Source organism: Candidatus Dependentiae bacterium (assembly GCA_016871815.1).
Taxonomy (GTDB): domain Bacteria; phylum Babelota; class Babeliae; order Babelales.
In genome coordinates, this window is the sequence record VHBT01000010.1 from 1 (window position 1) to 21,046 (window position 21,046).

General features: G+C 39.6%; 16 protein-coding genes and 1 other RNA gene. 14 read left to right on the top strand and 3 right to left on the bottom strand.

Annotated features, from left to right (window positions below; genetic code table 11):
- A partial coding sequence (locus FJ366_02420) for a hypothetical protein (GenBank protein ID MBM3894427.1) occupies positions 1-2,115 on the bottom strand: 2,115 nt, incomplete at its 3' end.
- Between the two features lie 194 nt (positions 2,116-2,309).
- On the opposite strand from FJ366_02420, the gene FJ366_02425 reads away from it, so the two are divergent.
- From FJ366_02425 to FJ366_02490, 14 genes are all read left to right on the top strand, one after another.
- The gene (locus FJ366_02425; protein ID MBM3894428.1) at positions 2,310-3,299 is read left to right on the top strand and encodes an SDR family oxidoreductase; all 990 of its coding nucleotides are present in this window, start codon (positions 2,310-2,312) and stop codon (positions 3,297-3,299) included.
- The gene (locus FJ366_02430; protein MBM3894429.1) at positions 3,296-4,453 is read left to right on the top strand and encodes a glycosyltransferase family 4 protein; all 1,158 of its coding nucleotides are present in this window, start codon (positions 3,296-3,298) and stop codon (positions 4,451-4,453) included. The genes FJ366_02425 and FJ366_02430 overlap by 4 nt, the downstream gene beginning before the upstream one ends.
- Positions 4,450-5,769: a hypothetical protein gene (locus FJ366_02435; GenBank protein ID MBM3894430.1), complete on the top strand. Its 1,320-nt coding sequence runs from the start codon at positions 4,450-4,452 to the stop codon at positions 5,767-5,769. The genes FJ366_02430 and FJ366_02435 overlap by 4 nt, the downstream gene beginning before the upstream one ends.
- Positions 5,762-6,811, top strand: coding sequence for a glycosyltransferase (locus tag FJ366_02440; GenBank protein MBM3894431.1), 1,050 nt, complete (start codon positions 5,762-5,764; stop codon positions 6,809-6,811). Before FJ366_02435 ends, FJ366_02440 begins: the two co-directional genes overlap by 8 nt.
- 47 nt (positions 6,812-6,858) lie before the next feature.
- On the top strand, positions 6,859-8,142 hold the full coding sequence (locus tag FJ366_02445) for a glycosyltransferase family 4 protein (GenBank protein MBM3894432.1): 1,284 nt from the start codon (positions 6,859-6,861) through the stop codon (positions 8,140-8,142).
- Complete coding sequence (locus tag FJ366_02450; protein ID MBM3894433.1) at positions 8,075-9,244, top strand: glycosyltransferase; 1,170 nt, start codon at positions 8,075-8,077, stop codon at positions 9,242-9,244. Before FJ366_02445 ends, FJ366_02450 begins: the two co-directional genes overlap by 68 nt.
- Before the next feature lies 1 nt (position 9,245).
- Positions 9,246-10,625 carry a UDP-glucose/GDP-mannose dehydrogenase family protein gene (locus FJ366_02455; GenBank protein ID MBM3894434.1) on the top strand — a complete coding sequence of 460 codons (1,380 nt, stop codon included), beginning with the start codon at positions 9,246-9,248 and terminating at the stop codon, positions 10,623-10,625.
- Between the two features lie 10 nt (positions 10,626-10,635).
- Positions 10,636-12,552: an asparagine synthase (glutamine-hydrolyzing) gene (gene asnB, locus FJ366_02460; protein ID MBM3894435.1), complete on the top strand. Its 1,917-nt coding sequence runs from the start codon at positions 10,636-10,638 to the stop codon at positions 12,550-12,552.
- Positions 12,553-12,564: 12 nt separating this feature from the next.
- Entirely contained in the window at positions 12,565-13,761 is a 1,197-nt protein-coding gene (locus FJ366_02465; GenBank protein MBM3894436.1) for a glycosyltransferase family 4 protein, read from the top strand.
- A 320-nt stretch (positions 13,762-14,081) separates the two neighbouring features.
- Entirely contained in the window at positions 14,082-15,131 is a 1,050-nt protein-coding gene (locus tag FJ366_02470; protein MBM3894437.1) for a hypothetical protein, read from the top strand.
- A gap of 82 nt (positions 15,132-15,213) precedes the next feature.
- Positions 15,214-15,566: RNase P RNA component class A (gene rnpB, locus FJ366_02475), an RNA gene on the top strand.
- Positions 15,567-15,767: 201 nt separating this feature from the next.
- A complete protein-coding gene (locus FJ366_02480; GenBank protein MBM3894438.1) occupies positions 15,768-16,313 on the top strand; it encodes a hypothetical protein in 546 nt (181 codons plus the stop codon).
- 44 nt (positions 16,314-16,357) lie between these two features.
- Entirely contained in the window at positions 16,358-16,678 is a 321-nt protein-coding gene (locus tag FJ366_02485; GenBank protein ID MBM3894439.1) for a hypothetical protein, read from the top strand.
- 57 nt (positions 16,679-16,735) lie between these two features.
- The gene (locus tag FJ366_02490; GenBank protein ID MBM3894440.1) at positions 16,736-17,020 is read left to right on the top strand and encodes a hypothetical protein; all 285 of its coding nucleotides are present in this window, start codon (positions 16,736-16,738) and stop codon (positions 17,018-17,020) included.
- On the opposite strand, the gene FJ366_02495 is transcribed toward FJ366_02490, so the two are convergent.
- Positions 17,013-18,281 carry an amino acid permease gene (locus FJ366_02495; GenBank protein ID MBM3894441.1) on the bottom strand — a complete coding sequence of 423 codons (1,269 nt, stop codon included), beginning with the start codon at positions 18,279-18,281 and terminating at the stop codon, positions 17,013-17,015. The genes FJ366_02490 and FJ366_02495 overlap by 8 nt on opposite strands.
- Positions 18,282-18,292: 11 nt before the next feature.
- The gene (alaS, locus tag FJ366_02500; GenBank protein MBM3894442.1) at positions 18,293-20,920 is read right to left on the bottom strand and encodes an alanine--tRNA ligase; all 2,628 of its coding nucleotides are present in this window, start codon (positions 20,918-20,920) and stop codon (positions 18,293-18,295) included.
- Positions 20,921-21,046 lie beyond the last annotated feature (126 nt).

Sequence of the window (21,046 nt, forward strand, 5' to 3'; positions counted from 1 at the left end):
TTTTTTCTTTTCTTCATCTTCATCATCTGGTTTTTTGGGACCTCCAGGATCATTATTCCCAGAGGGCAATTCATTTTCCGTTGTTTTGCTTGCGTGAATGTCGTCATTAAAAGCACATATATCATTTCTGACATCATTAATTTCACGCACGAACGAAGCATAACGAATATCCTCAGGCGATTTCATGACAGTAGAAGGAAGAACCCCTGACGAAATATTGTCTGAAATAAAACCCAATGAATTTACGAGATTCTTTATTTTTTCGATAACACGTACAATACGGCTCACAATTTTTTGCGCGACATTGTAGACCACAAAAGCTCCGGCCCCGGCGATTGCCAAGCATGTCAGGTTGGGTGCGAGTGCGAAGGTCGATCCTGTCGCAACAGCCGCGCCGGCCGAAGTAGAAGCTTGCCCAAGGGCGGTAGCTACAACACGAGGTGAAACATCGCACACAAGCGCCCCAAAAAGGGCTACTTTTGTAAAATGCCACCCATAAAATGACATCCCATCAGAAGAACAGGTTGTTTCATGTTCCCACCGTTCGGGCGAGGGATGCAGGTGATCTAACCAGAGCGTGTCTGAAAGATCGGCAGCTTCATCGTCCGAAAGGGAATTATATTTTTTGAATATGTCTGTGCAATCACGCGTATCACGCATAACAGCTTTTTCATGTGAGCATTCTGGCAAGGGTGGCGTGTTGAGCCTGCGTCCCCAGGCAGCGCCTTTAAAAATGGTATGAATGCGCTTGTTGCCTTCATCGATCAGCATGCACAAATCTGTTGCATCGTTAATCGCGATCGTCAATCCAGGGTGGTTGATCCAGGTTGATCGGTCTGCGTGCAAAAAACTTTTGATTAATTCATTTGGAAGTAATTTATTTTCGACAACAAACCGTGTTGCGCTTGGTCTGAAGAGGTGATAGTGAACCTGCATTTCTTGGTCGTGATGGCAAATATTGTATTCATACATGTCCATGCCAAGGGGCTGTGCATCAAACGATGCGAGTGATGCTTTTTGTTCTGCAGAAAATGTTTTGTACAAACCCTCAAGAAACGAAAGTTCCAAAAGTCCGTCTTGGGTGCGCTTGAGCGCGCATGCTTTTTCGCGCGCTTTTTTGAGCAGGCAACGTTCTTCCCACTTGCGATTACTAAATTCTTGGTTTTTGGCAGAATCGCTTGGTTCTTCAAGTGGATCATTTTCGTTTGCGACAGCTAAAATCTCACTCTTGCGCACCATGTTGCTCCTGAGCAAGACGCGAAACCCTGCGCTTTGGTTGCTCGAATAAATTTTTAAAAAAGGATTATACGATTCGTCGGCACCTGATTTTTTCCCATAATCGAGTGCATCAATAACGCTCCAGGGAGAGATGCGATACTTGGACATGGTATACAGCGCTGATGGATGAAAGTGGTACCCGCCATAGTTTTTTGCCCAGCCACTGTATTTATTGTTGAGGTACTCGGCGTAGTCATTGTGCACGTCTTTGTGTTTTTCAAATTCTATGTGCTGCTCATCTGACCAACTGCGCACCATGCGGCTGACATCGTCCATGGTTTGTTCATGTGCATTTCTTACAATATGCTGCAAAAAAGGATCGGTGCGTGGACTATAAAATGCGCCTAAATCAAACCATTCATCAGGATTTTGACCGGCAAGAATCGGATGATATTCAACCATGCCAGAATCAAGAACTGTTCCTACAAAACACATCGGCCTAGTTGCAAATCCAAGAAAAGAGCCCGCAGATCGGTGGGTTTGGTAGTATTCATTGGTTGCTTGTCTTGCGTAATCGAGTATTTGCTCAGTGCTCTGACGGGTAAGATTTGCAAGGCGTTCACGTCTTTGCTGTCGGCGATCACTAAAGCTAGAGAATTGTGAATGGCTTGATTCATTCGAATGAGAAGATGAGCTCGCCGTTGTCTGATTATTTTCGTATGGCTGGAAATTAATTTCGGTGTTGACGGTGGTGAGTTGGCTGTCGGCGCTTCTTGTTGTTGTTGTTTGTATGTAGTGAATTATGCCGTAAGGTGAATACAAAACTCGTTTGATTTCCTGCGAATAGACGCTCAAATGAGCAAACAATAAACAAATTAAAAAACATAATCGCATCATGATAAAACTCGGAAGAATCCTTTAGTTTCGCCGGAGACGATATCGCGATTTTTTCTCCGTGTAAAGTTGAATGATTTTAATATTTCTTAATTTGAGTATAAAAAGAGTTTGTTTTAGGTATTCGTATCTTGACATTAGCAGGTTTGATTTGTTTCATGTTGAGGCATGTCTATGATCTTTTAAGATTTGAGTATATGAAAAAAATTTTAGTAACTGGGGCTGCTGGTTTTTTGGGAGTGCATGTTTGTCGTAGACTTCTTGCTGATGGGCATGAAGTTATTGGGGTGGATAATTTTTTTACAGGTAAGCGTCGAAATTTGGATGATTTATTAAGCAATCCGCGATTTTCGATAATCAATCATGATGTTACAAAACCACTAGAAATTGTTGCTGATTATATTATGAATCTTGCATGTCCAGCATCTCCCATTTGGTATCAGTCGGCACCGATTGAAACAATTAAAACATCTTTTTTGGGAACATTAAATTTATTAGAACTTGCAAAAAAAACTGGTGCGCGATTCTTGCAGGCCTCAACAAGTGAGGTTTATGGCTCTCCGTTGGAGCATCCTCAGAGAGAGGAATATTGGGGGAATGTCAATCCTATTGGTATTCGCGCATGCTACGATGAAGGAAAGCGCGCTGCAGAATCATTGTGTTTCGATTTTTTTCGTGTGTATGGTACTTATATCAAGGTCATTCGTATTTTTAATACGTATGGTCCGTACATGAGCATTGATGATGGAAGGGTCGTAAGCACGTTTGTTACGCAAGCGCTTGCAAATCAGCCAATTACAATGTTTGGTTCCGGACTACAGACAAGATCTTTTTGTTTTGTTGATGACTTGGTTGAAGGCATTATGAGGGTATTATGGTCTGGTGATGAAATTACTGGCCCACTTAATATTGGTAATCCTCACGAAGTAACATTATTGGAACTTGCGGAAAAAATTATTCATCTGACGGGAAGCAAATCAGAAATTATCTTCAAGCCATTACCCCATGATGATCCTCCGCAAAGATGTCCAGACATTACAAAAATGAGAACGTTGTTTTCATGGAATCCAACCTGTGATTTGACTCGAGGATTGCAAAAAACGATTGAATATTTTTTGCAAGAGCAGGCGAATGCAAATAGTGTTTATGGGGTGGAAAATAAACTTTTAAAGCAGGGAATTCTATGAAGATTGCGGTGGCTGCGGGGGGCAGGTTTCATGCATTTCATTTAGCGCATCAACTACAGCGATATGATGTTTTGCATGGCTTGTACACTGCAAGTTATAGACAGGGAGATGAAAATTACGTTCCAGAGCAAAAAATCTTTTACAATAAATCGGTAGGGTTTTGGGATAATGTGTATAACTCTTTTGGAGGACGATACATTATGAATCCTGCATCTTGGTACGTAATGAAGGATCGATGGTTTGATGAGTGGTTTGATGAAAAACTCCATGAAGCAAAAGACATTGATATCGTTGTTGGTTGGGCGCATTACGTTGAAAAAAGTATTGCGACTATTAAAAACATGGGCGCAAAGCTTGTGATCGAATCTGGTTCGATGCACATCTTAGAGCAACAAAGAATAATTCAAGAAGAAGCTGAGCGTTGGGGTGTAAAACCGGCAGCAATTAATTCAGAAAATTGCGAAAAAATGCTTAAAGAATATGCACTTGCTGATTACATTTCAGTTCCGTCTTCTCATGTTAAGCAAAGTTTTATCGATCAAGGTGTTTCGCCTCATAAATTGATTTTAACGCCGTATGGGGTTGATGTAGATCAGTTTTATGTTTCTCGTCTTGAGCAGCCAAAAAAATTCAAAGTTGTGTTTGTTGGTATGTTGTCTTTGCAAAAAGGTATCGGTTACTTGCTTGAAGCATGGAAGCGGTTAAATCTTCCTGCAAGTACAGCAGAATTAACAATTATTGGATCTCCATTCGATTTTACTGGTGACATTATGGTTTCGCCTTCGGTGAACTATGTAGGATCGGTAAGACAAGCTGATCTAAAAAAATGGTACAGTGAAGCATCGTTGTTAGTTCTTCCGTCTGTACAAGATGGCTGGGGAATGGTTTACACAGAAGCGCTTGCAGCTGGAGTCCCTGTCTTATGTACCGACCGAACGGGTGCGCAAGATGTTATCGAATCCGGAGCTCATGGATTTATTGTTCCGCATGCAAATACTGATGCATTAGTTGAAAAAATTGGTTGGGCGTATGCGCATCAAGAAGACTTGTATCAAATGGGGCTTGCTGGACAAAGCCATGTCAAAAAATACTCCTGGAATGCGTATGGCAAAAAAATAGTTCGACAATACGCGCGCATTTTGGCAAATCAATGAAAAAAAACATAGAGTCACAATATGTCTTAAAGGGGTTTTCGCTTCTTGCAAGTCATTATGGCTCTATGTTCTTTTCAATCTTTTTTACCTTTTGGCTTGCTCGCTTACTAGATCCCGCCGATTTTGGGCGCTTGGTTATTGGTGTTTTTTCTTTAGATATTTTTAATGCGTTAACTGATTGGGGTTGGGATCAGGCCATTTTGCATGAGCACGAGGCGCAGGCAGAGGTGGTTTATGCAACACACCTTAAAATAAGATTTTTTTTAGGATTAATTCCGCTTTTAGTGGTTGCGGCGACAGGATATGTAAAAAACATATCTTTTTTTTCTGATGTGCATGGAATTGCACTTTTGTTGGCGCTTGCTTTTTTATTCGAAAAAATTTCGTTGACGTACAAAACTATTTTGGAGAGGGAGTATCGTCTTTGTCAGCTTGCAGGACTTGAAATTGTAAGCTTGGTGTTGAGTTTTGTTTTGGCTCTTGTGTCGGTTAAAAATGGTTTTGGGGTTTCTGCGTTAGTTGTTCAACGGTTGAGTGAAAAAATTTTTTTATGCGCCGGGTATGTGTATGCCTCGTCTTGGCGTTTTTCACGAGAATTTGATTTTTTATTATTAAAAAAATGGATTCATTCTTTTGGGATTGCAACGGCCTGCAGTGGCCTTGTGAGTCTTTTTTTATATGATTTTATGGGTGCGTTTATCGGTGTTTCGCATGGAACACATCAAGGTGGACTGTATGCTCGAAGTTTTAAGATGGCGACATTACCGCTTATTTTTACGACGGTCTGCGGTCGGCTTGCAACTCCGTTGTATGCGACAAATGTTGGGAATTTGGAGCAATTAAAAAAGATTTTTTTATTAGCTCAGATGACTAAGTTTTTGGTGATACTTCCGATTCAAGCATTTTTGGCATTTTTGGCTCCGGTATGGATGATTATTGTTTTGGGTGAATCCTGGAGACAGGCTGTGCCGTTGTATCAACTTCTTTGTTTGTATGGTGCATTGCGAGCATTTTATGATGATGTTCCAAGTTTGTTTTTATATGGATTGCGACAACCCTGGATTATGTTTCAACAGCATCTTGTGCAGGGAGGAGCTCTTTTTTTTGCAACAGTTGTTTTGTGTAATTTTTTAACGGGAGCTTTTTGTGGCGCCGTTGTTATGACGATTGGGATGTTTGTAGGTGTTGTTGTTCTTTGGATAAGAACATTTTTTGCGCTTCACATTTCATGGAATGATTGTACGGATGCGATAGCAACAATTTATCGATATACTTTGAATTTTGGTCGTCGGCTTGTGGGAAGTCGTAGTGAATAAGATTCTTATTGTTGGTGAGCGTTCAACATCGTTGTCTGGTTATGCCTACGCAGATTCATTTGTTGAGATTTTGCAAAATTATGGATATCAGGTTCGGAGTTTTGATTGTACCCGAGTTGAAACTGCTTTTGGCGTATTATCTCGATTTCGTCTTAATCGAATTTCTGCATCGATTTTTTCTTATCTAATTAACCAGCGATTTGAAGAATTGTGTACGAGTTTTGAGCCTGACTTTTGCTTTGTTTTAAAAGGCGACACGATTTTGCCAAAGACATTGAGTCGACTAAAAAAAAGATTGAAAACTCGATTTATTTTATTTTATCCAGATAATCCGTTTTTGTTTACGAACGGAAATTCAAATCCAGGCGTCGTGGAATCTCTCGCGTTGTATGATGTTGTTCTTTCTTGGTCATTAGCGTTGATGCCGATTTTAACGTCGTTGGGAGTTAGGCATGTTTGTTATTTTCCATTTGGGTATGATGCGCGATTTTTTGAACATTTTTTACCAAAAGAGCCATTGTATGACGTTGGATTTATTGGCACAGCCGATGATGAGCGTTTTGAATTATTGTCACAAATAGTTAAACGTTTGCCTCTGTTAAAAATTGGCGTTTGGGGTAATCGATGGGATGAGTATAAAGACCAAGACGAAATTCTTTATGAGCGGTATTGTGGTTCTGCTGAGTATAAGCAGCAGATGGTTGATCGCCTGAGGGCTTGCAAGATTGTGCTAAATCCACTGCGATTACAAAATTATACAGCACACAATATGCGAAGTTTGGAAGCTGCTGCGGCAGAGGTTTTTCAACTGGCCACCTATTCACACGAGCATGCCGATATTCTTTTTACAGAAAATGAATCAATCGCGATGTATAAAGATGTTGATGATTTGGAGCGAAAAATTAATTGGTATTTAGATCATCCAGAAGAACGAATTAAGATGGCAGCTGAAGCAAAAAAACGAGTTGAGATATATTCTTTGCAAAAAATGTTGAAGCTGTTTTTTGATCGTGGCGGTTGTTTTTGTTCACCACTTTTGTAACTCGTGATACGCTTTGGCTAAGGATATAATTTGCCGGGGATTATTTCATGGGTTCTTCTGTTCGCACAAAGCCACCAATTGCGATTATAGCGCCGCATCCAGGAGATGGCGGAGGAGTGCTGTCTTCGTTAAAAATAGTATACGAATTTTGTGAGCGGTATTTTCAGCCAAAAGTATATTGTTTAAGTTTTTATCCAGATGTCGCGATGAGTCTTTCACAGCTGCGATTTTCATCAACTTCTATTGAGCGTGAATACGAGGGCATGAAGTGTGTCGAGATCGGCGCCGTCCTAGCTCGTAGTGAACCTTCGCTGTATTGGTTTACTTACAATATTTGGAAAAAATATTTATCCGAATATGAGTATGTTTTTGTCACAGGTGGAACACCGCACATTGCTCATCCCGCAGTCTTATTGAATAAAAAATTTGTTTTTTGGTTAGCTTCAACATATGCGCACGATCGTGAGCATCGGTTAAAAAAAGCATCTTTGTCTGAAAAAATTATTCAAAAAATAGCGGATCCCGTTTTGCAGTATTCAGAAAAACAAATTTTAGCGCAAACAACTGTTTTATTGCCAATTAGTTTGTATACACAAAATTTATGTACCCAAGTTTTGGGAAAATCTCGAGAATTGATGAAAATTTGTCCTGTTCCTGTGGAGATAAAGCTACAAGAAATTAAAGAAACGGGACCTCGGATTCATCTGTTAGCTGTTGGAAGATTTACAGATCCGCGTAAAAATTTATCAATGCTGTTGGCTGTATGCGAAAAACTTTGTCAAAACGATGACATGGTGTTTTGTGATATTGTTGGGCGTTTTCCAGAAGAAGATCCTCTTGTTTTGGACGTGCAAAAGCGATTTGCTGGTCGCATAATTTTTCATGGATTTGTTTCGCAGCAAAAATTAGATGAATTATATAAAAAAGCATTTGTTTTTGTTATCACCTCTGACCAAGAAGGCCTGGGGATTGCGGGTTTGGATGCGCTTTCATGGGGCGTTCCAGTGGTTTCTACGCGATGTGGTGGTGTTTTAGATTATGTGATTCCAGGAATGACTGGATTTCTGGTGAATTTGAATGAAGTTGAAGAAATGGTTGATCGGGTTGAGCAGCTTAAAAAAGATAGAGTTAAACATGCTTTTTATGCGCGGGGAGCGTTGACGTTGGTTAATGCATTGTTTTCAAAAAAAACAGTTTTTACTCGATTTCAATGGGCATTGAGTCGCGCGTATCCAGAGTTAGAAAATCATTTTATAGCAATTGATGAACAAAAAGAGGGTGAACATGAAACTTTTGGTAGTGGGGCACACGTACCTTTCATCAATCAATAAAAAAAAGTGGGAGGTCTATTCTTCGGTGTATCCTGCTGATTTGGTTACTGTTATTACGCCGACACTGTGGAAGGATGCTTTATTTACCGTTAGTTCTCAGGCAAAAAATCAGAAGGGAACGGTTTTTTTTCAAGAATATTCGGTTGCTCATCACGGAAATGAAGTTTTGCATAGATATTCATGGGGAGATGTGTGGCGAATTGTAAAAAATACCTCACCAGATATTTTGTTGGTCGAACAAGGGCTGAATGCTTTTTCTTATTTTCAATTTATAACCGTTTGTTTGTTGCAAGGTTTGTTTGTACCCTTTGTTTTTTTTACATGGGTTAATTGGAGACATCCGTGGGGATGGAAGTATACGCTTTTTTGGTCGTTTATTGAGCGATTTAATCGTTTTTTTTCAACAGCGGCAGTTGTTGGTAATCCTGAGGCATCAAGGTTGCTCAGGGAAGATGGATTTAATGGACCCGTTCTGGTGGCTCCACAGTTGGGAATTGATGTTGAACATGAACAGATTATTTCGAAAAAAAAATGTATTGGTTTTGTTGGTCGATTAACTGTAGAAAAAGGTGTAGATAATTTAATTCAGGCTTTTGCGCAAGTTGTTTTGTCTCAGCCAGATCTTGAATTATTGATAGTTGGATCTGGGAAAGAAGAGATTTTTTTAAAAAACTTGGCAGAGTCTTTGGGTGTTGCAGAAAAAGTTATTTTTACAGGCTCAGTCGATCATTATCGGGCGATTGAGTTGATAAAAACTCTTTCGATTCTCGTCTTACCTTCAAAGGATACTGCTCTTTGGAAGGAACAGTTTGGACATGTTCTTATTGAAGCCATGGCCCATGGTGTTGCGGTTGTTGGATCTGATGCTGGAGCGATTCCGTGGGTGATAAAAGATGGGGGTCTTGTATTTGAACAAGGAAATGTTGATAATCTAGCGCATAAATTGAGGTTGCTATTGCAGGATGACCAGTTGCGACAAGGATGTATTGAGCGGGCAAATAAATTAATAGAAGAAGAATATTCTCACGAGGCAGTGGCAAAAAAACTTGGTACTTTTTTGCATACGATTGCAGCGAAAAAAAGTCGGCAGGCAGGAGTTTGATATGAAAAAAATAGTGGTTATTGGTGCCGGATATGTTGGTTTGGTAACAGCGGTTTGTTTTGCTTCAGCAGGTCACAACGTTGTGGTTGTTGAAAGAAATGAGTCGCGTGTTGTGGCACTGCAACTTGGACAGGTTCCATTTTATGAACCAGGTCTTGATAGTTTGCTGAGGCTTGCTCTTGGATCGGGAAATATTTATTTCACTTCAGATATTTCAGAAGCGCTTTCAACCGAACCAGAAGTTGTTTTTTGTTGCGTTGGAACTCCTTCGCAAAAAGATGGTGCCGTTGACATGACCGATGTTTGGGCGGTTGTTGTTGAGGTTGCTCGTAATGCGCGTGGTCGCATGTTGTTTGTTCAAAAATCAACCGTTCCTGTGGGTACTTGTAAAAAAACTGAAGAATTGTTTGCATCTATCTTTAAAACGTGTGCGTATGCTTTTGATTTTGATGTTGCTTCAAATCCAGAATTCCTTCGCGAGGGATGTGCGATTAATGATTTTATGAAGCCTGATCGAGTGGTGTTTGGGGTAAAATCAGAGTGGGCAAAAAAAGTTCTAATTGAGCTGTATGAACCATTTGTTCAGAATAAAGAAACACAATTATTTGCGATGAATTACGAATCGTCAGAGCTTACAAAATATGTTTCAAATACAATGCTCGCATCACGAATTAGTTTTATGAATCAGATTGCTTTACTAGCAGACGTTGTTGGCGCTGATATCTCGGCTGTCGAAAAGGGTGTGGGTTCGGATACTCGCATTGGAAAACATTTTTTGCGTGCAGGAATTGGGTATGGCGGCAGTTGCTTTAAAAAAGATATTCAAGGATTAATGCATCTTGGGCGTGTGCACGGAGTTGATATGTCCTTTGCTGAATGCGTTGAAGAGATTAACGAGAATCAAGTTTCGGCATTTCTTTCACGTATTTATGCATATTATGATTCAATGCTTTCGTCTCGTCGTTGTGGTGTTTTGGGTGTTGCTTTTAAGCCCGAAACCGATGACATTCGTTCTTCGCCAGCGGTAGCGCTTATGAATGCTCTTGTTGATAAAGTTCAATCGATGATTGTGTATGATCCGGTAGCTCTTCCTTCGTTAAAATTATCATATCCTCAACTGCGAGTTGATTTTGCTAATTCAGTAAAAGAAGTTTTAAAAAGCTGTGATTTTTTAATAATTTGCACAGAGTGGGCGGCGTTTGTCGGGTTAACCCCATCAGATTTGTTACTTGTTTCTGATAAAGTTGTTTTTGATGGCCGCAATATTTTTGATCCGCATGAAATGGCAGCTGCAGGGATTATGTATTATCCTGTTGGTCGCAAATCTGTAGCTCCGAGAAAAATTGCAGCTATTGTGAATGATCGTCAACTAGAACACTAGTGGAGATTTTTTGGTGTGCGGCTTTGTTGGTTTTATTGCATGTGAATCTGTTGGTGACCAAGAGCAATTTTTTGTTTCGGTAGTTGATCGAATGATGCATGCAATAGCACATCGTGGATTTGATGGGGATGGTCGTTTTGCATCAAAAGATGCCCGAGTATTTTTGGGTCACAAGCGATTGGCGATTGTGAACAAGCACGCTTCTGGTATTCAACCAATGACCACGCCCGATGGGCGATTTACCATTATTTTTAATGGTGAAATATATAACTATCAATTATTGATGCCAGAAATTATTCAGCAGGGGTATAAAATCAATTCAGGCACAGACACGGAAGTTTTGCTTTTGGGTTTTGCTTGCTGGGGCATTGATTTTATTCAAAAATTACGCGGCATGTTTTCGTTTGTTGTTTGGGATGCTGTTCACAAAAAAGCCTATTTGATTAAAGATCAGTTTGGCATCAAGCCATTATATTTTGCACAAATTCAGCATAATGGTGTGCAGGGAGTTCTTTTTGCCTCGGAGCTTAAAGCATTGATTGCAAGTGGACTTATCGAAAAAAAAATAAATTACGCAGTTCTTTCTGCATATGTTCGATATGGATTTGTAAAAGCGCCAGAAACGATCATCAAGGGAGTTCGTTCTGTGGAGCCCGCAACTATTGTTGAATTTAGTGATAGGCAATTTCACTATAAAAAGTTTTGGACAATTTCATCTGTTCGGGTTCAGGATCGCTGGAAAGATTTTCAAGAGTGCGTATCAGCTGTTAAAGAAAAATTTCAACAGGTGGTGGGGCAATATTCGGCGGCTGCGGTTGATTTGGGTGTTTTTTTGAGTGCCGGAATTGATTCAACATTGTTACTTGCGATGCTTACAAGGGTTTGTAATAAAAAGGTTTCAACATTTTCTTTGGGTTTTTCTTCTCCATTCAAAGGGTTAACCGATGAATCGGCGATTGCTCGTCAAACAGCTCAAAAATATGGTTCAAATCATTATGAAATTCAGGTTGATGGTGCTTATGCACGAAGCGCCTTTACACAATTTATTCAAGCAATAGATCAGCCAAGTGGAGATGGGTTTAATACGTTTATGATTTCTCAACTTGCAGGCCAGCATACGCCAGTTGTTTTTTCTGGGATTGGCGGAGACGAGCTTTTTTTGGGATACCGCTATTTCAATGAATTATTAAAAAGGAGTCGGCTGTATACGTTGCCGGGATTTAATGGTTTTTCTTGGATGGCAAAATATGTTGCAGATCAATTCTCGTTTGCAAAAGCTGTGTTTTCTCGTTTTGGGGTTGGATTTTTGGCGCATGGGGCGGTTGATGGTGAAGATCTTTATTTGGCATATCGAAGTGTTCCCAATTATTTAAAATTATCAGAATTATTATCGTTTGATGTGCGGTCAAAATCGATTATGAATTTTTCGTCAAAAGATCTTTCGTTAGAGCGTATTTTTGCTCAAGAGGACGATTTTTTAAATGCTTTTTCTAAGGCAGAATTGGATTGGTATGTTCCAGGTGTTTTGCTGCAAGATACCGATGCGGTAAGTATGGCTTGGACTATAGAAACGCGTGTTCCTTTTCTGGATATTGATTTTGTTGAGTTGGTTCTTTCTATGCCAAGTTCATATAAAAAGTGGGTTGGGCAGCCGTTTAACAAGCCGCTTCTAGTAGAAGGATTTAAAGATTTTTTTCCTACGGATGTTTTAACTGGTTCAAAAAAAGGGTTTGAAATGCCTCTGGGTTTTTGGCTCAAAGATAATTTTAAAGATCGAATTCAGGTGCTTAAAGATGCCTCTTGGGTTGATAAATCTAAGGTTGAGGCTTTGTGTCAAAAAGTTCATGTAGATCCTCGTGAGTATCGTGATTTGTGGCTGCTTGTTGTTCTTGCTAACTGGGCTGAACATAACGGCATAGAGTTCTAAGTTATTAAAAATATGATGATCAGGAAAAAAATACTTTTTATTCATCATGGATCTGGGATTGGTGGTGCTCCTCATAGCTTGCGGTTGCTTATTCGATCGTTGGATACAAAAGAGTTTGAACCAGTGGTGTTATTTTTGTTTGATTCTCCTGCGGTAAAGTTGTTTACCGACGAAGGGATAGCAGTTGCAGGGCCTGTTTTGAGGGCAGAATTTTCGCATACGGTTATTTGGTGGTATCGCTGGTATCACGTGCATCATTTTTTACGAGCATTATGGGATTGGGTACAGGTGCTTTTTTTTGATGCTGGTAAGTGGTTTGATGAATTAAAACCAGATATTGTGCATTTAAACACCTCTTCATTATCAGTATGGGCGCTTGTGGCATGGTGGAAACACATTCCCGTCGTTTGGCATATTCGGGAGTCGTTGGCTTCGGGGTATATGGGTTTGCGTCGCATGATAATTCAATCTATTGTTGAGCGCTGTGCAACAAAAATTATTGCAATATCTACATATGATGGTCGCTTTTGGAAAAATTCTAAAAAATTAGTGATTTTGCAAAATCCTGTTGATTGCCAGTTTTTTTCGCCAAATATTGCCGCGCGAAAGCAGCAGCGAGAGCTTTTAAATATTCCCCAAGAAGCAAATGTTTTGGTTTATTTGGGTGGGTTGTCTCGCGAAAAAGGAGCACTGTTGGCATTGCGCATATTGGAGCGGCTCTTGGTTAAGAATCACGATTTTTATTTAATTGTGGCAGGTTCCTGGAAGATGCCCACTGAGTCAAAATTACGCACTATCTTGGGTCTTCAGCAGTGGTACCGTCAGGTTAACCAGCTGGCTCAAAAAATGGCTAAAAATATTCGGTTTACAGGGGTTGTTGAATCTACGCACCACATTTTGCAGACCAGTGATTGTTTGGTGTTTCCAGCTCAAAAAGGGCATTTTGCTCGTCCGGTACTGGAGGCAGGGGCTGTTGGGTTGCCGGTGGTTGCTTCTCATTTGTCACCGCTTGAAGAGCTTGTAGAGGATCAGGAAACGGGTTTTTTGTGTGATCCAGGTGATCTTGATGTGTGGGAGCGGGCAATATTAACTCTTTTTGAGCAAAAAGCAGGGGCGTTTAATTTTGTAAGAAAAAAAATAGAAGATGGGTTTGGGCTGGAGCCATATGGCAAAAAAATAACAGTAATTTACCGGTCTTTAGGTGGGTGATTGTTTCGGGCTGTGAAGTGAAATGCTCAAATAAAATGCGATTTAGCTCTTTTTGTTTCTTTTTTTAAGCAAATTTATGAATTTTTTTGTGATGGGCTAAGATAAAAAGAGTAGTCGCGTTTTTCTTGTTTTTTAAAAGTATGCTTTTTGTTCAAAGATTTTTTTTAATTTCAGGCCTTTTTTTATTAGGGGCTTTGGGGGCTGAGGAAAAGCCATTCTTATCCTGTACGCGTTTTTTCCCTGATCAAAACCTTGCACATGAAACATCTTTTTTTTACACAAAGGTGTCTGGCGAATTAGAAAGATATCCCAAAAAAGATGTGGTTTGTTTTTTTTCGTACGAAGATTTGTGTGCTCTTCAACGAATGGAAGAAGGGCAGGAGCTTTTTAAGATTTTTGGATCGGCCCTTGATGCTATTATCGATCGAGTAAAAATGCACTTGATGTACTTTGGCAAGGCCAGAGAATATCAAAAAAGTGAGCAATTTAACTGTGTTTTCTTGGAGTACTATAAAAACTTCACCGTAAAAATTGATTTTTTAAAAACCGGATCTACCAAAAAAGTTGTAGTGTCCTTCAAGGGTTTTGCCGATCAGCCGCCTGTCGCGTTTGTTAATTTTTTTAAAAAATTGCTCGTTGATGATAACTTTCTCAAAAAACATTGGGTGGGTATGATTCAGGGTCTTGTTGTGGCTGCAGGTGCAGGATTTTTATTTAAGCACAACGCCCAAGTGGGTAATGCAAGACGATGTTTTTCGTCGGTTAAAGATTATTTAGGCCAACAAATAAGTGACGTTTTTAATGATGTTGCAAAAAGTACCTTGCATCTTGCGCGAAATATTCCAGGCCAAGAGCTTTTGGGATTAACGCTAGTTGAGCAATATCAACAATTGTGCGCGCGGTATCCCTCGCGATATGGGTATCTTGCAGGATCTGGAAATACACTCGAGGAAATTGTCCCAGGAATGTATGTTGGCCAGTATGTTCCAAATCCCGAAATTGGTGTTTTGGTTGTAGATCTTGATAAGTTTAAGGAGCCAGTAACGATTGATTTGACGCAATTTCCTGCAGATAAAATGGATAGAATAAAAAAAGGAAAAAAAAGATTTTTCTTGATAGAGAATGATGATTTAGAGAAGGATTTTAGACATTCTCCTGTATCGATCATGAATAATGCAAGCACCTTAATTAGTGTTTTTTTTGGGTATACCTTAAAAAAAACTGATAGAAACCTAAAGTATTTTAAATGGTCTGACGTAAGCATGCCTATTCGACTTGAATTGATTTATCATGGGAAACGTCAAGAAGTAGTAAAAAAGATTTATAATTGGATGCCAGGTGAAGAGTTTTCTGTATTGGAATTTGAATGAAATTGTGAGATAAGTTGATTTCTATTGTTTGATTTCTTTTTGAGATAGATAATATTTTTTTTAAAATATATACTTTTTTTGCAGGGATATTTGGATAGTCGCGCTACCTTTTTTGGTGGTGAGGAAAGTCTGAACTCCAAATCGAGAGCAAGCCACGCAAGTTTTTTCAAGCGTGGGAGGCGTAAGCTTACGGAAAGTGCCACAGAAAAGATACCGCCACTGCATTTTATGTGTGTGGTAAGGGTGAAAATGTGCGGTAAGAGCGCACACACGGGAGGGCAACTGTTCCGTGCGGAAAACCCCTTGCGGAGCAAGACAAAATAGGCCCCGAGAATGTTTCGATTTTCGATTGACGGGCGGGTATGTCGCATAGAGAAATGACTATCGCCACACGCATGTGTGGTACAGAATTCAGCTTACAAGATGTCCCTGCAAATTCTTTTTTCTGTTTTTGTTTCGATTTGTAGATTCTTTTCGTTTTTGTAATTTTTTGAAAATGTAGTTTTTTGCCGCTTAATTTTAATTATTGTTGCAATCTGAAAAGAATTTGTCCTATGATGAGAATGTAGGTTGGATTAAAGTTCTCCAGAAACGAAGATAAAATATCGCATTTCTGGTGGATTTGGGGAAAATACTATGAAAATTCAAAAATTAATACTGCTTATTCTTTCATGTTCAGTTGGATTCGTTTCTGCGGACGAAGATCTTGGTAGATGGGATGAGTCTAACGCCATGTTGTATCGATCTGTAGATGCAGAGGCTTCAGATGATTCTGAACAGAGCCAGGGCATGATGACTGATTCTGAGCAGGGGCAAGGAATGATGGCGCAAGATTCTTCTGACGAAGATGATACTTCTTCTCGTTGGGATGAATCTTCCAAATTCGATACCATAAATTATTCAGACATGGACATGGAAAGTGACGATAGCCAAGATGTAGATTTTGAGCAAGGCGCTTCTGACGTATCGATGGATGTTGATGTTGACGGAATGCAAGATGATGCTGAGCAGCGAGAAGATTTAAGTTGGCGAGAAGCTGAACTTGATGCTATGGCAGCAGATCTTGCAGAAGATTTGGGTGACTTGGGAGATAATTCACCTGAAGATTCATCATACGAGCCTGTTGGTGATCAACAAAATGAGCTTTTAGATGAATCAATCTTTGATAATTCAGCAGAATAAAAAGTAAAAAATTCGTTTCAAAACACTATTTAAAAGGGGTTTTTATGTTTAATTTAAAAAACATTGCATTGCTTTCGTTGTTACTTGGGTTGGTAGCTCCAGTTTCTGCGCTATATGGAAAATCTTCAGATCAAAAAACAGAAAAAACACAACAATCAAAAAAAGGCCGTTGTTCTGTAAAAAAAGGCAGAAAGCAATTGACTGATGCTGAAAAAGCTGAGCGAAAAGCAAAGCGAGCAGAAAAAAGAAAAAATATGACTCCAGAACAAAAAGCTGAAAAAAAAGCTCGTCGTAATGGAAAAAATGCTAAAAAAGCAGCTCAACCTGCTCCATCAAATGTAACGATGTTTACAGATATTCTGTAATTAATTAAGTTGAAAAGTGGGCGCACAAAGCGCCCACTTTTTAAGGAATAAAAGTATATGTTAAAACGAATGTTATTGGTTTTAAGTATTTCGATTTCAGCTGTTTTTTCTGTGGATACTCAATCAACTCAGCAGGCTCAAGTTTCGGTTGATCTTGCAGCTCAAGCGCGAGTAAAAAAAGCAACAGAGAAAGCAAATGCTATTGCAGCTAAGATAAAAGAAGCCTTAAGTATTCTGCAAAAAGAACCGTCGAATCAAACAGCAGCTGCTACAATTCAAGATGCTATAAACGCAAACACGAACCAGCAAGCTTCAACAACTGTTCAACCAGTTGTTAAATAATTTTTCTGCAGAGCGCGAGAACTCCGCCGGTTAAATAAATGCCGATGAATGGGAGAGATAGTCCAAACTTTGTGATATTCAAGTAGCAGAAAATTAAGATTCCCAAACAAAAAAGTGATCCAATTCCGCTGATAAAAAGAGGGACTTGGATTATTTTTTTTTGTGCAGCCCCTACAAATGCTGCCAGAGCATTTAGAAGATATGAAATAGTAATGCACGCAACAGAGATATTTTGAAGAGCTGGTTGTTCTTGAGTAAGTACAAGTAAGCAGATGACTAAAATAAGTTTTATGGTAAGAGCAACCCATGGAACGTTTTGCTTATTAATGAGCGAAAGTATTTTGCTTTGTGGAAAAAAGTCGTCTCGTGCAAGTGCGTGAAAATTCCACGTATTGTTTGCAAGATTCGATAAAATACCTGAAAGAACAGCAAGGTATGCCGCATTAATAATTATGGATCCAAGTAATGGAGAACCAAAGCTTATTTGAGAAAACGCTATGAGGGCATTAACTTTTTCAGGGCATGAACCGCCTAAAACAAATGTAACACTTGTTTGTAGAAATGTATAAAGAGCCAAAACAATCGCCCCTGCCGATAAGATAATTGGAAGGCTATTTATTTCTGGTTTTTCTATTTGATTTCCGATGGCACAGATGACTTCAAAACCAGAAAAGGCAAACAACGCAAGAGGTAAAAGTGATTGCAAAGAAAGTGTTTCTGGTATTGGAATTGAGCTGGGAATTCCATTGTTTTTTAAAAATAATATTCCTCCAATGAGAACCGCAGAAAAAGGAATTGTTTTGAGGGCGGTGAAAACAAGTTGAATTTTTCCGGAGATCGAAACGCCGAGCATGTTCAAGATACTCAGTATGGTAACGATAATAATATCGTAGGTAAGCACGGAAAAAATTGGTGGAAGAATGTTTTGCTGTACAAAAAAAGAGGTAAATGCGTGAGTAAGTAAGGCAATCGTGGCAGATTTTCCTAAAAAATAACTCCAGCCACTCACAAAGCCTGCAAGTGGAGAAAGAAATTCTTTTGGATATTGATACATTCCACCACTCATTGGTCGCTGCTGTGCAAATTTTCCCATAACCAGCATAACTGGTAGTAAGATTAAAAATGCACCGATATACCCAAGAAAACCTAAGTAGCCAGCAACTTTCATTAGTGGAAAAATATTAACCAAAAAACCTGCGCCCATGATGGTGTTTACAACCATCATGAGTGCAAATTTAAAAGATACTGTTTGAGTTCTCACGCAACACCTATTTAGCGCATTTGTTCGCCAAGGGCTTCAAAGACTTTTTTTAATTTTTCTTTGAACTCTGCTTTGTCGTTCAGCGTTCCGCCGCCTTGAAGTATACCTGCTTTTCCTCCGCCTTTGAGTCCTTCTGATTTAAAGAACTCAGAGAGTTTTGCTAAATCAAGGTGAGATCGAACTGATTCGCTGAGATATGCAACAAACGAAACGATGTTTGGGTTTGCAGGTTTATTTGAAGTTACAACAAACAAACCATCTTGGCGTTTAGCCAGTTTTTCGCAAATTTCCCGAATTTCGTTTGAATCAACATCGTTTATGTTGAGGTAGAGTGTGCGAAGATGATTGTAGGTTTTCATTTCATCAAGCCAGAATGGAATTTGTGTATCCTGAAGTTTGCTTTTTAGGGCTTTAATTTCATCTTGCAGTTGCTGAATATTTGAAAAAAGACGTTCAACCCCTTCGCAAACGTCGCTCGGAGTTGTTTTAAGCCTCATGGAAAGATGTTTGACTGAATTGAAAGATTCCCTCAGAAGCTTTTCTGCGCCGTTTCCGGTAACAGCAACAATTCGACGTACACCTGTTGCGACAGACGCTTCGCTCGTGATTTTAAATGTCTTAATAAGTCCCGTGTTTGCAACGTGAGTTCCGCCACACAGTTCGTGCGAGAATCCTGGAACTTCGATAGATCGAACTTGTTCTGGATCATATTTTTCACCAAAAAAAGCGGTAACGCCTTTTTGTTGAGCCTCTGCAAGTGTTTGAAAGTTAATTTTAACAGAAATGCTTTCAGTTATTTTTTGATTTACAAGGTTTTCGATCTGATCGATCTGATCTTGTGTAAGTGCTGTAAGATGAGCAAAGTCAAATCGTAGATAGTCTGGGTGAACGACAGAACCGGCTTGTTTGATGTATGAGCCAAGGACAGTACAGAGTGCAGCTTGCAGCAAGTGGGTTGCTGTGTGATTGTTAGCGGTGTCTGCACGTTTTTTTGCATCAACGGTTAATGAGACAGCGGTTCCTACTTTAAGATCTGATGATGTAAATGAATTTGCAGGAAGTTTGTGAACGATCGCAAAGTTTTTTGTAAAACCGCCGGCTTTTAACAATCCAATCACAGGATGCGTTTTTCCATTGATTGTTATAGAGCCAGTGTCATCAACTTGACCGCCACATTCAACATAGAAAGGTGATTTTTCTGTCACAATAAATATGCCATCGTTGGTCGCTTGTGACCAGGTGATAACGCTTTCGGTTTTTGTTGTTTCGTATCCTGTGAAGATGCTTGTGATTGTTGATGGAACATTAATTGTTGATTGTTGAGTTGCTGAATCTGTTTTTTGACCTGATTGTTCGCGTTGTTTGTTCATTTCTTTTTCAAAACCTTGCATGTCCACGGTGAAGCCATATTCTTGAGCCATTAAGGTTGAAAGTTCTGGTGGATATCCAAAGGTATCGTACAATTTAAAAACTTGTTCGCCAGAGAGTTGAGAGAGATTAGCTTTTTGATTTGTTTGGATGTATTGGCGTAAAATAGCCTGCCCGTTAACAAGATTTTCAGAAAAGCGTTCAACCTCAAGGGTGAGCGTTTGAATAATTAAATCACGACTTTTGGTGAGTTCTGGAAAGTGTGATCCCATTTCAGCAATCAACGTGTCTGCAAGTTTAGGGAAAAAGAGCGGAGAACCTAATTTTTGAGCAAACAAGGCAGCTCTTCGAATAATTTTTCGAAGAACATATCCGCGGCCTTCGTTTGAAGGCATTCCACCGTCGGCGATAATAAATGACGATGAACGAATATGGTCGCACAAAACATTGAAAGCAGCTTTTATCAAAGAATCTGATTTTGAGTATGAAAGGCCAGATAATTTTTCTATTTCTGCTCGCAGGTAGGTGAAGGTATCGGTATCAAAAACGGTTTCGCAGTTTTGCATAACAACAGCAACTCGTTCTAGTCCTGCGCCAGTATCAACTCCTGTTTGAGCAAGCGGGAGAAGGGTTCCGTCTGCCTGTCTGTTAAACTGCATGAAGACAAGGTTCCAAATCTCGATGTATCGTGGGTTTTCTCCACCAATATCAACGTGATAGGGCCCGTATTTTTCGCCGCGGTCATAAAAAATTTCTGTACATGGTCCGCATGGTCCGGTATCGCCCATCTGCCAAAAGTTGTCTTTGTCTCCTCGGCGGGTAACAATCTTTTTAGGATCGCCAGTTACTTTTAGCCACAATTCAGCAGCTTGGTCGTCAGAAGTATGAACGGTTGGATAGAGTTTTTCCGCAGGAAGTTGTAATTTCTCGGTTAAAAATTTCCAAGCAAAAGAAATGGCATCTTCTTTGAAGTAGTCGCCAAAAGAAAAATTTCCTAACATTTCAAAAAAGGTAAGATGTCTTTCTGTGAATCCTACTTGATCTAAGTCATTATGTTTACCGCCAGCACGAACGCACTTTTGAGATGATGCCGCGCGAACATACGAGCGTTTTTCTTTTCCGAGAAAAACGTCTTTAAATTGGTTCATTCCCGCGTTTGCGAAAAGAATAGTTGGATCATCGGCTGGAATAAGTGATGAACTTTGAACAGAGGTGTGACCTTGTTCTTTAAAAAAATCGAGAAATTCTTTTCGAATTTGGGATGACTTCATAACTGCAACCTCCTCTCATGGTGAGAGATGTAAACGGTACGGATACTTGATAACATGCTAATACGTTAGTATATCGACAATATAAAACTATACTAGATTGCTCAATTAAACTTCTCGTTTGGCTGT